The sequence below is a fragment of the Halomonas sp. A40-4 genome (assembly GCF_015767635.1).
In the GTDB taxonomy this organism is placed as follows: Bacteria; Pseudomonadota; Gammaproteobacteria; order Pseudomonadales; family Halomonadaceae; genus Vreelandella; species Vreelandella janggokensis.
Window position 1 is genome coordinate 3,641,682 of record NZ_CP065230.1, and the last position, 13,399, is coordinate 3,655,080.

General features: G+C 57.2%; 11 protein-coding genes. 5 read left to right on the forward strand and 6 right to left on the reverse strand.

Features of this window, described 5'->3' with window-relative positions; translation table 11 throughout:
* Positions 1-7: 7 nt before the first annotated feature.
* Genes IT895_RS16940 through IT895_RS16950 form a run of 3 tightly spaced genes read right to left on the reverse strand, consistent with a single transcriptional unit; the run spans position 8 to position 3,026 of the window.
* On the reverse strand, positions 8-889 hold the full coding sequence (locus IT895_RS16940; RefSeq protein ID WP_199284139.1) for an ATP-binding cassette domain-containing protein: 882 nt from the start codon (positions 887-889) through the stop codon (positions 8-10).
* 1 nt (position 890) lies between these two features.
* Positions 891-2,021: an ABC transporter permease gene (locus IT895_RS16945; RefSeq protein WP_199284140.1), complete on the reverse strand. Its 1,131-nt coding sequence runs from the start codon at positions 2,019-2,021 to the stop codon at positions 891-893.
* A gap of 54 nt (positions 2,022-2,075) precedes the next feature.
* Positions 2,076-3,026 carry a sugar ABC transporter substrate-binding protein gene (locus IT895_RS16950; RefSeq protein ID WP_199284141.1) on the reverse strand — a complete coding sequence of 317 codons (951 nt, stop codon included), beginning with the start codon at positions 3,024-3,026 and terminating at the stop codon, positions 2,076-2,078.
* Positions 3,027-3,248: 222 nt separating this feature from the next.
* Between IT895_RS16950 and IT895_RS16955 the strand changes: the two genes are divergently transcribed.
* The 4 genes from IT895_RS16955 (at position 3,249) to IT895_RS16970 (ending at position 6,872) form a co-directional block, all read left to right on the forward strand.
* Positions 3,249-4,106: a MurR/RpiR family transcriptional regulator gene (locus IT895_RS16955; protein WP_199284142.1), complete on the forward strand. Its 858-nt coding sequence runs from the start codon at positions 3,249-3,251 to the stop codon at positions 4,104-4,106.
* A gap of 49 nt (positions 4,107-4,155) precedes the next feature.
* Entirely contained in the window at positions 4,156-5,151 is a 996-nt protein-coding gene (iolG, locus tag IT895_RS16960) for an inositol 2-dehydrogenase (protein ID WP_199284143.1), read from the forward strand.
* Between the two features lie 74 nt (positions 5,152-5,225).
* A complete protein-coding gene (gene iolB, locus IT895_RS16965) occupies positions 5,226-6,029 on the forward strand; it encodes a 5-deoxy-glucuronate isomerase (RefSeq protein ID WP_199284144.1) in 804 nt (267 codons plus the stop codon).
* Positions 6,030-6,128: 99 nt separating this feature from the next.
* Positions 6,129-6,872 (forward strand): sulfite exporter TauE/SafE family protein, encoded by a 744-nt coding sequence (locus tag IT895_RS16970; RefSeq protein WP_199284145.1) that lies wholly within the window; start codon positions 6,129-6,131, stop codon positions 6,870-6,872.
* Here the strand turns inward: IT895_RS16970 and IT895_RS16975 are convergent, their stop codons facing one another.
* Positions 6,873-7,577: an HAD family hydrolase gene (locus tag IT895_RS16975; RefSeq protein WP_199284146.1), complete on the reverse strand. Its 705-nt coding sequence runs from the start codon at positions 7,575-7,577 to the stop codon at positions 6,873-6,875.
* An 80-nt stretch (positions 7,578-7,657) separates the two neighbouring features.
* Positions 7,658-10,354: an EAL domain-containing protein gene (locus IT895_RS16980; protein WP_199284147.1), complete on the reverse strand. Its 2,697-nt coding sequence runs from the start codon at positions 10,352-10,354 to the stop codon at positions 7,658-7,660.
* Positions 10,355-10,533: 179 nt separating this feature from the next.
* Between IT895_RS16980 and IT895_RS16985 the strand changes: the two genes are divergently transcribed.
* Complete coding sequence (locus IT895_RS16985; RefSeq protein WP_199284148.1) at positions 10,534-12,063, forward strand: sensor domain-containing diguanylate cyclase; 1,530 nt, start codon at positions 10,534-10,536, stop codon at positions 12,061-12,063.
* 24 nt (positions 12,064-12,087) lie between these two features.
* Here IT895_RS16985 and IT895_RS16990 read toward each other — a convergent pair whose 3' ends face one another.
* A complete protein-coding gene (locus IT895_RS16990; RefSeq protein ID WP_092824553.1) occupies positions 12,088-13,392 on the reverse strand; it encodes a TRAP transporter large permease in 1,305 nt (434 codons plus the stop codon).
* Positions 13,393-13,399 lie beyond the last annotated feature (7 nt).

Below are 13,399 nucleotides of genomic sequence, written 5' to 3' on the forward strand. Positions count from 1 at the left end.
CTGTTCGCTAAACGTTTTCAGCGGGCTCATCAATCTTCCCGCCAGCGGCCTTCGGAGTAGTCTGGTTGCCAGCAGCGCTATTGGCTTTTTTTTCGCGGTCGCTGCGCTGGAACTCAGCGAGTTCTGCATCCAAGCTCTCCAGCTCGGCACCACCGGCCATCATGTTGAGTACTTCTTCGCGGGTGACGTCTTCTTTGCGGAAGGACCCCAGGCTGCCACCGCGTGACAATAGGGTGAACGCATCGGCTACCGGGAAGGCGTGGTGGACGTTATGGGTAATAAAGATGACCGCCAGGCCATCGGCCCGCGCCTTGGCGATATAGCGCAGTACTACCGAGGCCTGCTTGACCCCGAGGGCGGACGTTGGCTCATCCAGAATCAGCACCTTGGCGCCAAAATAGACGGCTCGGGCAATCGCCACGCACTGGCGTTCGCCGCCGGAAAGCGTGCCCACCGGCTGACTCGGGTCGCGCACATCAATGCCGATTTTGGCCATTTCCTGCTTGGCAATGCGGTCGGCGTATTTCCAATCGATGCGCTTGAACAGCCCCCAGCCCACCGTCGGCTCGCGCCCCATAAAGAAGTTCCGGGTAATCGACATCAACGGCACCATCGCCAAGTCCTGGAAAACCGTCGCGATACCTGCGTCTAGTGCGTAAGCCGGTGACTTGAAGCGAGCGGGTTCGCCATCCAGCAGCATCTCGCCATGGGTGGGCTGATGAACGCCCGAGAGGGTTTTGATCAGCGTCGACTTGCCCGCGCCGTTATCACCGAGCAGGCACATCACTTCACCGGCATAGACCTGCATGGAAATATCGCTCAAGGCGATCACACTGCCGAAGTGCTTGCTGACGCTGCGCATTTCGATCATTGGCGTTTGAGTTGTCATGTTACTTGGCCTCCATCGCCTTCTTGCGCATGTAGTTGTTGAACAGCACGGCCACCAGCAGCATCACGCCCAAAAAGACCTGGAACCAGTCCGTATTAACACCGGTGTAGAAGATACCCATTTGCACCATGCCAAAGATCAGCGCACCCAGCGCTGCGCCGATGGCAGACCCATAGCCGCCGGTCAGCAAAGCGCCGCCAATCACCACCGCGATAATGGCCTCCAGCTCTTTTAACAAGCCACGAATGGTGTCCGCCGATCCGGTATCCATTACCTGAATGCAGGCAAAAATGGTGGCGGAGAAGGCAGTGAACATGAACAGTGAAATCTTGACCCGACGTACCGGCACGCCCGAATTGCGCGCGGCATTAGCGTCGCCGCCGCTGGCGAAGATCCAGTTGCCATAGGGCGTGCACAGCAGCACCCAGGTCGCCACGGCCGTTAAGCCCAACCACCAGACGATGGAGACCGGAATACCCGAAACGGTGGGGTTGCCCGCAAAATTAGTGCCGATCCAGCCTTGCGTGGCCATCCAAGAGAACAGGCCCGTGGCGACCTCACCGGAAAACAGCGACGCGAACCAATCGCCGGGGATATGCTCTTCAACGCCACCCACCTGGGTTCGCCCCGTCAACAACCGGCTGACACCAATCGCTAGGCCGCGCAGAATAAACAGAAAACCCAGCGTGACGATAAAGGACGGCAAGCCAGTGCGATTAACCAGATTGCCGTTAATCCAGCCCACTAACCCGGCACAAGCGAATGCCAATAAGATAGCGGCCCATAGCGGCCAGCCATACTCTACGGCGGGGATCGCAATCAAAATGCCAGCCAGGCCGATCATCGACCCAATCGAGAGATCAAACTCCCCGCCGATCATCAGTAGTGCTGCCGCCGTGGCGATAATGCCGAGCTGGGCTGAAACTTCCAGAAAATTAATAATACCCGCGGGGGTAAACATCCCGGTGCCGCTGGAGGCAGCAATAAAAAAGGCAAGCACCAGCACGGTACCGGCCAGCGCCCCCAACTCAGGACGATTGAGCGCTTTCTTCCAAAACGAGACTTTCTGGATCCGTTCGTCTTGATCAGCCGCTGCTGGCGCAGCCGCTTGGTTATTTTCATTGGAATTCATGGCGATCGACTCCCAAGGCTCGGCACCGCCGAGCCTTTTCCGATTAGGTCGTTATCAACGGATACCCTGGCTACTCAGCTCAATAACCTGCGCTGCGTTTTCTTGAGTGACAAACCCCGGACCGGTAGCAACATCCCCAGCGGGTAGCAGCCCGTTCTTGACGAACTGGTCGAGGAACATGACAGGTAAGTACCCCTGCATGTACTGCTGTTGGTCGATCGCAAAGTCCAGTTCACCCGCATCCAAGGCTTCCAAAATGTCGGGTGAAAGATCAAAGGTACCGAGGGTGAACATATCGGTAGCCCCCTGCTCGCGCATGGCCTGAATCATCGGATCAGCGGCCAATGCACCCAAGGTCAACACACCACGCACATCACTGTTCTCGTTAAGGTAAGCGATAATGGCATTGCGAATATTGGTGGGGTCGTAGGTGGTCGCTAGCTGCTCAGCATTGCCGTCGAAGCCCTCAACAAAGCCATCACAGCGCTGGTCAAGGCCCTGGTTGCCCTGTTCATGGTTGACGCAAACGCCTTTCTCAACGCCCATTTCCTGCATGCGCTCGGCGGCCTGCTTGCCCGCTTCGTACTCACTCTGCCCAACGTGCAAGCGGGCGCCATAATCCCGCGCCACATCACCACCGGAGTTGATGGTGATGACGGGAATGCCGTTATCGACTGCGTCTTGCACAACGCTGCCCAGCGCATTTTCATCGGTGAACGAGAGGATCAAACCGTCTGGTTGAGAGGCCACTGCCGCCTGGACGAGTTGCTGCATCTTGGCCATGTCAAAGGTGGAAGGTGCGCGGTACTCAAGCTCCGCGCCTACAAGGTCAGCCGCTGCCTCAGCGCCATTTTTGACCACCGACCAGAAAGGATCCGAGGGAACGCCATGGGTCACCATGACGAAGCGATTCTCTTCTTGTGCTGTTTCCTGTGCTTGTGCGGCACCCGCCATGAGCGCCGTGGTGGCAACGGAGGCTAGAAGCCATTGAGATAGACGTGCCATAAATAATTCCTCATAACGTTATCGTTGTTGGTAGGGAAGTGGCATTAAATGCCTTGGCGCTATGGAATATAGATTCCAAATAGCAATACAGGCAAATTATTTATTCTATACTTTGGTATAAATGGAATATTTATTTCAATCAACTAGACTGCTCAACAATCAGTCCCTTTGCTTAGTTTTCTCTCAGCTAAGTGGTACACGCGTTAACGCTAAGGAAATTGTATGCCGCAGCCACCTCAAAGCTACCGTGAGTTGGAAACGCTGATCACCGCCGAGTACGCCACGCTAAGCAAACGTTTGCAGCAAACCGCGCGGTTTATGCTTGATCACCCTCAGGAGGTGGCTCTGGCGACCGTGGCCAAAATTGCCGAGCAGGCGGATGTTACTCCCTCCACCTTGATTCGCCTGGCCAATAGTTTGGGATTTAAGGGCTTTTCTGAAATGCAGCAGCTGTTTCGCAGCCGCCTGGTCGATGAGCTGCCTAACTACACCGAGCGAATTCGAGCGGTGCGCAGTGCCACCGGGGAAACACCGGACAGTACCCAGCTGCTATGGGAGTTCGCCGACGCTAATCGCGCCGTCTTGGAGCAACTGCCTAGCCGCATTGACCCAGAGAACCTTGAAAACGCGCTGGATATTTTTGAGCGGGCCCATGCCATTCATGTGATGGGTGCCCGACGGAGCTTTATGGTGGCCAGCTACATGACCTATGCCTTGGCGCATGTGGATAAACCTGCGCTGCTGGTCAATGGTTTGGGTGGGATGTACGGCGAGCAACTGCGCGCCATGAGCCAACATGACGCTCTACTGACCATCAGTTTCTCCCCCTATGCCGAAGAGAGCCAAAAAGCCTGCGAAGACGCCTATCAGCGTGGTCTGCCTATTGTGGTGATTACCGACTCGACCCTAAGCCCGCTGGCTCGCTTTGCGGATGTTGCCTTCGTTGTCAATGAAGCTGAAGTAAAAAGCTTCCGCAGTTTGACCGCATCGCTCTGCCTGGCCCAGACCTTGGCCATTGCCCTAGGGGTACGGCAAGACAAAACTCGTGACAAAGGAAAGGACAACGACAAAAAAGCGTAAGACCTAAACACCAAAACAAGCCAACACCAACAATAAAACAGGAGAGCTCATGAAACTCGCACTGATCGGCGCTGGACGCATCGGCAAGGTGCATGCCCAAGCCATTCATTTACACCCAAATGTTACCCTGGCCGCCGTGGCCGATTTTCATCAGCCTGCCGCAGAAGCGCTGGCCGAGCAGTACGGCAGCAAAGCGACCTCCGTTGATGAGATTTTTACGGATGGCGACATTGACGCCGTCCTGATTGCCTCCAGCACGCCTACCCACGCGGAGTATCTGGAGCGCGCCGCTCGCGCAGGCAAGGCGGTTCTCTGCGAAAAACCCATCGCCTTGGATTTAGCGCGCACCCGCGATGCCCTGCAGGTACTTAGCGAACACCCGGTGACCTGCGCGTTAGGTTTTAACCGTCGCCACGATCCTCAGTTTTCTGCACTTAAAAAGGCCATTACCCAAGGGCGTATTGGGGCACTGGAAACCCTGACCATTATCAGCCGCGATCCGTCTCCCCCACCTGCCGAGTATGTCAGCGACTCAGGTGGGCTGTTCCGGGATATGATGATTCATGATCTGGACATGGCGCGCTGGCTACTTGATGAGCCGATTGAAAGCATTTTTGCCGTCGGCAGTAGCATCATCGATCCAGCCATTGGCGAAGCGGGCGATGTAGATACCGCCATGGTCACGCTTACCACCGCCAGTGGAAAACTTTGTCAAATCAGCAACTCACGGCGTGCGTGCTACGGCTATGATCAGCGTATCGAAGCCTTTGGCAGCCAAGGCATGCTGCAGGCCCAGAACGAGTCTGATACCCGGCTGCGCTTTACCGGCGAGACGGGGCAAGTGGAAGAAAAACCCAAATGGTTCTTTTTAGAGCGTTATGCCGAGGCTTATCGATTAGAGATTCTTGATTTCGTCGATGCGTGGCAGGAAAAGCGCACGCCTCTTGCGGGCGCCCAGGACGGGTTAGAGGCATTGCGATTGGCCGATGCAGCGGAGCGCTCACTACGTGAAGGCCGCAAAATTATGCTCGATGCTGCGGTTTAAGCAGCCACATCAGATTTTATTTTCAAGACGCTTGGCTGACTAGACCGTCGCCGAACCGTCAAGAGGAGCGAAGAATGACTTCACTACTGGTACGCCCCACCGCCCCAGACGCACAAGGCACCGTGATTGACGTTACCCCCGCCTCCGCTGGCTGGACGCATGTCGGCTTTCGGGTGCATAAACTCGCCAAGGGGCAGCGTCTGGAAGCCAGCAGCGATGATCAGGAAGTCTGCCTGGTGCTGCTCACAGGGCGCGCCAATGTGACCTGCGGTGAGCATCGCTTTGATGATATCGGCAAGCGCATGGATATCTTTGAACAGATTCCACCCTACGCGGTGTACCTACCCAATGGGGTTAGCTACGCGGTGGAAGCGACCACCGATCTTGAGCTAGCGGTGTGTGCGGCCCCAGGGCATGGCAATCATGCGCCACGCTTGATTGCACCGGACAACATCAAGCAGAGCACCCGTGGCCAGGGCACGAACACCCGCCATGTGCACGACATTTTGCCGGAGACGGAGCCCGCCGATAGCCTGCTGGTGGTCGAAGTATTCACCCCCGCGGGTAACTGGTCGAGCTACCCGCCCCATAAACACGATGTGGATAACTTACCCCACGAGTCACAGTTGGAAGAGACTTACTACCACCGCATTAATCCCGCTCAGGGCTTTGCCTTTCAGCGCGTCTACACCGATGACCGCAGCCTTGATGACACCATGGCGGTAGAAAACGGCTGCTGTGTACTGGTACCCAAGGGCTATCACCCTGTTGGTGCTGCCCATGGCTACTCGCTTTATTACTTAAACGTGATGGCCGGCCCCAAACGGGTGTGGAAATTCCACAACGACCCCGACCACGAGTGGCTAATGAAAACTTGATGGAGTGACGCTTCGCCCGCTAACGTTCATCTAATGCTAAACTGTGGTGCCCCGCTTCTGCGGGGCTTTTTATTGACCACTGATAACCGAGAGAGGCGTATGCTCCCCGACTACTCCGTGATCGCCTGGCTGTTAATCGTATTTTCCGTGTACCTGACCGGCGTTTCCAAAGGCGGCTTTGCGGGTGGTTTCGGCACGTTGTCGGTGCCGCTGATGGCGCTGACGATCAGCCCGGCTCAGGCAGCGGGCCTTTTATTACCGCTGTTACTGGTGATGGATGTGTTTGCGGTGAAGGCGTGGTGGGGCAGGCAGGCGGTAGCCGAGGTATGGCGTTTTGTGCCGGGGCTGTTCATCGGCGTGGCAGTAGGGACGCTGCTGTTCGACAGCCTGAGCGAACAGGGCTTGCGCCTGACCCTCGGCGTGATCACCTTGGTGTTTGCCGCTTACATGCTACTCAAGCCCGTCGCCAAAAAGCCCATTTCCTCCCGATGGGCATTGCCGGCGGCGAGCATCTGCGGGTTTACCAGCTTCATGGCTCACGCAGGTGCACCACCGCTCAACGTGTATCTGCTGCCGCGCAAGCTGTCGAAAGAGACGTTTATCGCCACCTGCGCCGTGACATTTGCCGTGGTCAACGTGATCAAACTGGCGCCCTATATGTGGCTTGGCGAGATTAACGTTACCAGCGCCTGGGCCTCGTTCGTGCTGGTACCCATCGCCTGGATCGGCGTGCGCAATGGCCTGTGGCTGCAAAGCCGCGTCAACGAAGTGCTGTTTTACCGGTTGGTGATTCTGGCCATGTTTTTAGTCGGCTTTAATCTGATCTATCAGGCGCTAAACTGATTAACGTTGGCGAAAGGCAACCGCAGGGTTTGTGGTTCGCCAGTCCAAGCGCCGCCAACCTTCGAGGCTAGCGACCTCGGCCAGGACCGGATCGGGGTTGACAGCGACGGGACAATCTACGTACTGAAGCAGCGGAAGGTCGTTGCGGGAGTCTGAGTAGAAGGTGGTGTGGCTGGGGGTAATCTGCTGCTCGGCCAGCCACTGTTTCAGGCGCATCACTTTGCCGCCACGATAGGAAAAAACCCCTTCGCTGCCGCCAGTATAGCGCGCGTCTTCATTGATGCCGTGCTCCACGCTGGGCTCTACCGCTAGCACGTGTTCAATGCCTAAAGTGGTCGCAATCGGCTCGACCAGGTGGCGCGACGAGGCAGAAATCAGCAGCAGGGTATCGCCCGCCTGGCGGTGGGCATCCAGACAGGCCCAGGCCTGATCGAAAATGCGTGGCTCCAGATGGGTGGCGACGAAGCGCTCTACCTCTTTTTGCACATCGCTCACCCGACGCCCGCGTAGCGGCGCCAGGGTCATGCCCAAGTACTCTTCAAGCTTCAGCTTTCCGGCGTGATAGGCCTGCTGCATTTGCGCCGCTCGCACCATAAAGGCGTCGACATCGCGGATCCAGCCTTGCTCTATCATCCATAAATTCCAGCGGTCGCTGCAGTCTCCATCCAGGAGGGTGTCGTCAAGATCAAACAGGGCCAGGCGCATGGGGCACTCCTTTCATCACGAGTTGGCGGCGCGTAGGGTATGCCAACGATGATGACAGGGCGATGACGCGGGTTAACAAGCTAGGGTTTTAACCACGCCGCTGCAAACTCATCGGCCGGTTTGGGCCGACCATACAGAAACCCTTGCGCCTCAAGGCATCCCATTTGGGCAAGCAGGGTGGCCTGTTCTTTATGCTCCACGCCTTCCGCCAGGGTTTTCATTCCCAAGGCATCGGCCATCGCAATGATGGTTTTCACAATGGCGCGGTCATGCTGATTGTCGAGCATATCGCGTACAAAGGAGATATCGATTTTCAGCGCATCGGCGGCAAAGCGCCTTAGATAGGAAAGCGATGAATACCCGGTGCCAAAATCATCGATAAACAGGGCATACCCAGCGTCGCGCATCCTCTGGGTAATCTCGACCGCCTGGTCGGGGTCGCGCATGAAGTCGCTCTCGGTGAGTTCCAGGGCCAATACCGACGCGGGCACGCCTTGTGTCAGTTCAGCAATATGCTGAGCCAACTGCGGATCGGCAAACTGCTGTGCGGCAATATTAATCGACAGGCGCCCAGGCAGCGCCGCCATTCCTTGTGATTGCCATTCAAGGATCTGTCTGGCGGCCTCCACCAGCACCCAGTCACCCAGCGCGCTAATCAGCCCACGCTCCTCCGCCAGGGGAATGAACTCCCCCGGGCTGATCCATCCCCAGTCGGGCTCGTACCACCGGCACAACGCCTCAGCGCCCGCCAGTTGGCCGGTCTTTATATTGACCTGGGGTTGGTAATAAAGCGCCAGGCGATTTTCCATCAGGGCTTGGTGGAGCCGCTCGGTCATCTTTTGACGGCGGCGTTGTTGACGCATCATGTCGTAGCTGAACGGACAGACGCTGCCATCGCGCTTGGCGTGGTGCAAGGCAATACTGGCCGCCTTGAACAGCTCGCTTGCCACTGTCGCATCCGCAGGGTAACGGGAGAACCCCACGCTCACTTCCAGATTGAACGCGTTATGACCCAGCCGGATGGTTTCAGCGACCGTCTCGCGAAGACGGTCCAGCGTTTCGGCCAGTTCGGCCTCGTCAGGGTTATCCATCAGTATCGCGAACTCATCGCCGGATAACCGCGCCAGGGTACTGCTGTCAGGTATGGCATCCTGCAGACGCCCTGCGACCATCGCCAAGAGCTGGTCGCCTACCTGATGGCCATGGGTATCGTTGATCTCCTTGAAGCGGCGGATATCGAGCAGGATCAAGCCGAGCGATTGATGGAGATGGGCCGCCCGGCGCAGCATCCGGGTCTGAACCTCCAGGAAGTGAACACGGTTCGCAAGCCCCGTGGTGCCGTCCGTATACGCCAATTGGTGCATACGGCGCTGATCACGACGGCGCTCCAGTTCCGCGGCGGCGCCGGTCGACAAAATGCGTAGCACTGAGGTCGCGAAGGCGTTGGTGGTAAGCGGCTCACGATAGAACACCATCATCACGCCAATGGCTTCGCCGTGGGCATTATCGAGACGTCGGCCTATCCAGGCCTGGGCCTGTATGGCATTTCCGGGTATCGGCGTGTAGCCGCCACTATGCGAAACCGCCTCGCGTTCAATGACCACCTGTTCGCAGGGTGAATCACTCAACACGAAGGTTTGATTATTCAATGGCGTACCGTCTGCGACAAGACTTACCGTTGTGACGGTGCCCGCCGAACGATCACGGTCACCCGCCTCATGGGGTGACCGATTGAGCAGCGCGATAAAGCCGCCGTCAGCCTCCAGCAATTCCACCAGCGTGCTGATCAACTGCTGAAAGTAATCGTCGCCCACATGTGACGTGACCGTTGAGGCCACCTGCATTACCGCCTGCTGAACGCGCTGGGCTTCCTGGTTATCGGTCACATCTGTGATAAACCCTTCCAGGCAGACAACCTTGCCCGTCTCATCCAGCACCGCTTGTCCTTGCTCCCACATCCAGCGGATTCGTCCATCGCGATGATGCAGGCGATAAACCACTTGATAAGGACGTCTGTCGCGAATGGCTGCCTGCACCTCGTCAAACATTCGCGATGCATCTTGGTCATTGATCAGTTCAGCAAAGCTTATGAGGTGGTTGCCCACCAGTTCGTGGGGCTGATAACCGGTTAGCTCTTGTGCACCCTGGCTGACCAGCTCCATGGTCCAGTGCTCATCGTTAAGGCAGCGGTAGGCCATTCCCGGCAGGTGATTGAGCAGCGTATCCAGACGTCGTTCGCTTTCCCTTGCAACCGCCTCGCTGGCTTTGAGTGCCTCCTCGGCCTGCTGGCGTCCAAGCTCGGCACCAGCTTGCGCCGCTGCAATCCGCAGCACTTCCCTGGCAAGATCATCCAGCTCCATGTGAGCGTTTTTTAACAGCGCCAGTAGCCCGATCGTTCTGCCGTCCGCTGCCAACAGCGGCAGGCCCATGTAACTATCGGCCCCCAGTTCCGCCAGCAGATGATCATCAGGAAAGCGCTGTTGCACGTCGCAGGGGTATAAGCATGGGTCGCGCCCCACAACGGTTTCACAGGGCGTGCCGGCCAATGGGTAGGTAACATTGGGCATATGCATCCCGTTGGACCAAACCGCCAGGGTTTCGACGACACTGCCCGCAGTGTCATTTTCGGCATTAACGTGGGCCACCAATGCATGATCCACGCCCAGCAAGGTTGCCAGTCGCTCCACTAGCGCTGGGTAAAACTGAGGGGTCCCCGTTTGTCCCATCCCTTCAGCCAACTGCCGAAAAATATCGGCCGCTTCAATACCCGTCTGCATTGGTTGTCTCGCTGCTCTGTTTGAACCAGCTTATAGTGAACCGCCTTGACGGTGAAGCCCTGACACTAAACGCTGGCTGATATAGATTGTGGCCGCCGAAGGTATTAGCTTGCTTTCCCACAATATAAGATGAAAAAAAGCAATTGGCCCTTTAAGCTAGCGTGAGAAAAGGAGCCGATATGACGGGCATTATTAATAGCGACAACACACATCATCTCGCCATACCGGCCCTGCCGGGTTTTCTGCAGAACGACCTGGACCAATGCGCCAGGCTGCCATCGCTGCCAACGGTGGCGATCCGCGTCCTGGAAGTTGCAGGCTACCCCGATGCGACCCTTAATGATTATGCCAATGCCATCGAGCAGGATCCGGCACTGACCTTGCGGTTGATTTCATTGGCCAATAGCGCTTTTTATGCCCGTCAACAAACAGAAACGCATTCGTGTCGGGAAGCTACGTCGCGACTCGGGCTGGACGCCACGCTGGCCGCGGTGCTGAGTTTTAGCTTATGGCGTGACCGCCAGTCAGGTGACCTGATTCAGCGTATTTGGGGGCGCTCCATTGTGTCGGCCCTGGCGGCCCGCTCCCTTGCAGAACAGCTGTGCCCCGAGGAGGCCAGCTTTGTATTTACCGCGGCACTGCTCCAGGACATCGGCATGCTGGCATTGCTAGCGGTTTACCCCAAAGACGCCCATGACCTGTACGCAAACACCACCTTTTCCCATGCGCAACTCAGTCGTGGCGAACACCTGCGCTTCGGCTGTGACCACTCATCGGTTGGCAGTTGGCTCGCCGCCAAGTGGGGGGTGCCGGTTTCGCTGGCCCAAGCCATCAGCGCCAGCCACGATGAGATTGGAACTCAGAAAGAGACTTACTTACTGTGCCTGCGTCTTTCAGGCCCTATCGCCGATACGTGGCTGTCGGCCAACCCCAGTCAAGCGTTGGCGACCCTATTGCGTCAGTTGAGTCCGGTGGTGACGACGCCTGCTATCTCACTAAGCGACTTGCTAAAAAACGTCCAATCCCAACTGCCCCTTTTAACCAATCTCTTCGAACTTACCGTCCCTTCCTCGCACGATACCGAGGCGTTGATCATCCAGGCACAGCAGTTACTCTTTCAGCAGACATTTGTGCTCAACGCCCGGTTGAATGCCCAACAGCAGGAGCTCGATGAGCTCCAGCAACGCCAGACGGAACTGGAAGAACGTAGCCGACGGGATCCGCTCACCGGACTTTCCAATCGCGCCTGGCTGGAAGAACAGCTGCACAAACGTTTTGAATATTGCCAAACGCACGACCACACCATGTCAGTGGTGTTTATCGATCTGGACCATTTCAAGAAGCTCAATGACCGCTTTGGCCACCAGACCGGTGACCGCGTACTGGAGCGCTTCGGCCGCGTACTCGGCTCGCTGGTTCGCGAGGGGGATTTAGCCGGCCGCTACGGGGGCGAAGAATTTTTGATCATTCTGCCCGATGAGTCGGCCAAGGGAGCACAACGTTTCGCCAAGCGGATTGCCAAGCGCCTTGCCGAAACGCCCATGGAAACGGTTGATGGCAAGCCCCTTTTCGTATCGGTTTCCATCGGCATTGCCTGCCTTAGCGACGGCGGCTTTGGCAACGGCAGAGAACTTATCGATGCCGCAGACCAGAGCATGTACTACATCAAACGCAATGGGCGCGGCGGCATTTCGCTTTATGGGCACTAACGATGCATTGCGCAGGGCCCGGGGTTAGCGATTCATCGCATAGGGCAGGTACAGCGCAATACTCGGGAAAAGATGCAGCAAGGCAACCGCCACCAGCATCAAGAGAAAGAACGGCAGCGTTGCTTTGGTGATGGTCAGGATATCCTTCCCGGTGAGGCCTTGTATCACGAAGAGATTAAAGCCCACGGGCGGCGTGATTTGCGACATCTCGACCACAATCACCAGATAAATCCCAAACCAGATAAGGTCAAACCCGGCAGCGCTGACCAGCGGCATGATAATCGAGGTGACCAGCAGAATCAGCGAAATGCCGTCCAGAAAGCACCCCATCACCAGCAACAGCACCGTTAGCGCCAATAGCAGCATGGTGGGCGACAGGCCCATTTCCCCAATCGCTTGCGCCAGCTTCATCGGGACCTGGGTAAAGCCCATGGCCGAGGTAAGAAACGATGCCCCGGCGATGATAAAAGCGATCATGCACGCCGTGCGCACCGCTGCGAAAAGCGAGGATTGAAATATCTCGCGGTTGAAATGCCCATTCGAACGAGCAATCAACATCGATAGCACCACCCCGACCGCCGCCGCCTCGGTGGGCGACGCCAAGCCGCCGTAGATCGACACAATAATCCCGCCAATCAACAACAGGATGGGGATCAGCGACCAGGTATTACGCAGCTTTTCGGCAAAGCTCATTCCCGACTCGTCATTGCCGGTCAGCCCGGCACGGTTGCCCTTGAGCAGCGACCAAAGCACCAGATAGCCCATGAACATCGAAAGAATCATGAGGCCAGGACCAATACCCGCCATGAACAGCCGCGAGATGGATTGCTCGGTCACGACGCCATAGACAATCAGCACGATGGAGGGAGGAATCAACAACCCCAGTGTCGAGGCACTAGCCAGAGTGCCGATCGCCATCTGCGGGTCGTAACCCCGGCGTTCCAGCTCCGGTAAGGTCATCTTGCCCACCGTGGCACAGGTGGCCGCCGACGAGCCACACACCGCCGCGAACATGCCACTGCCGATGATATTGGTGTGTAGCAAACGCCCGGGGAACCGGTTTAACCAGGGCGAAAGCCCACGAAACATGTTGTCGGCCAGCCCCGAGCGGAACAGGATCTCGCCCATCCAGATGAACATCGGCAGCGCGGTGAGATCCCAACCGTAACTCGCCCCCCAGAAATCAGACGCCAGCACCGGGCCTGGTTCAAACGAGCTGAACAGTGAGAGCGCTATCCAGGCGGTACCAATCAACGCAAAGGCTATCCAAACGCCGCTGCCCAACAGCACCAGCAGGGTCAGGATGGTGACGACACTAAGTAGCAGCACAGGGCAT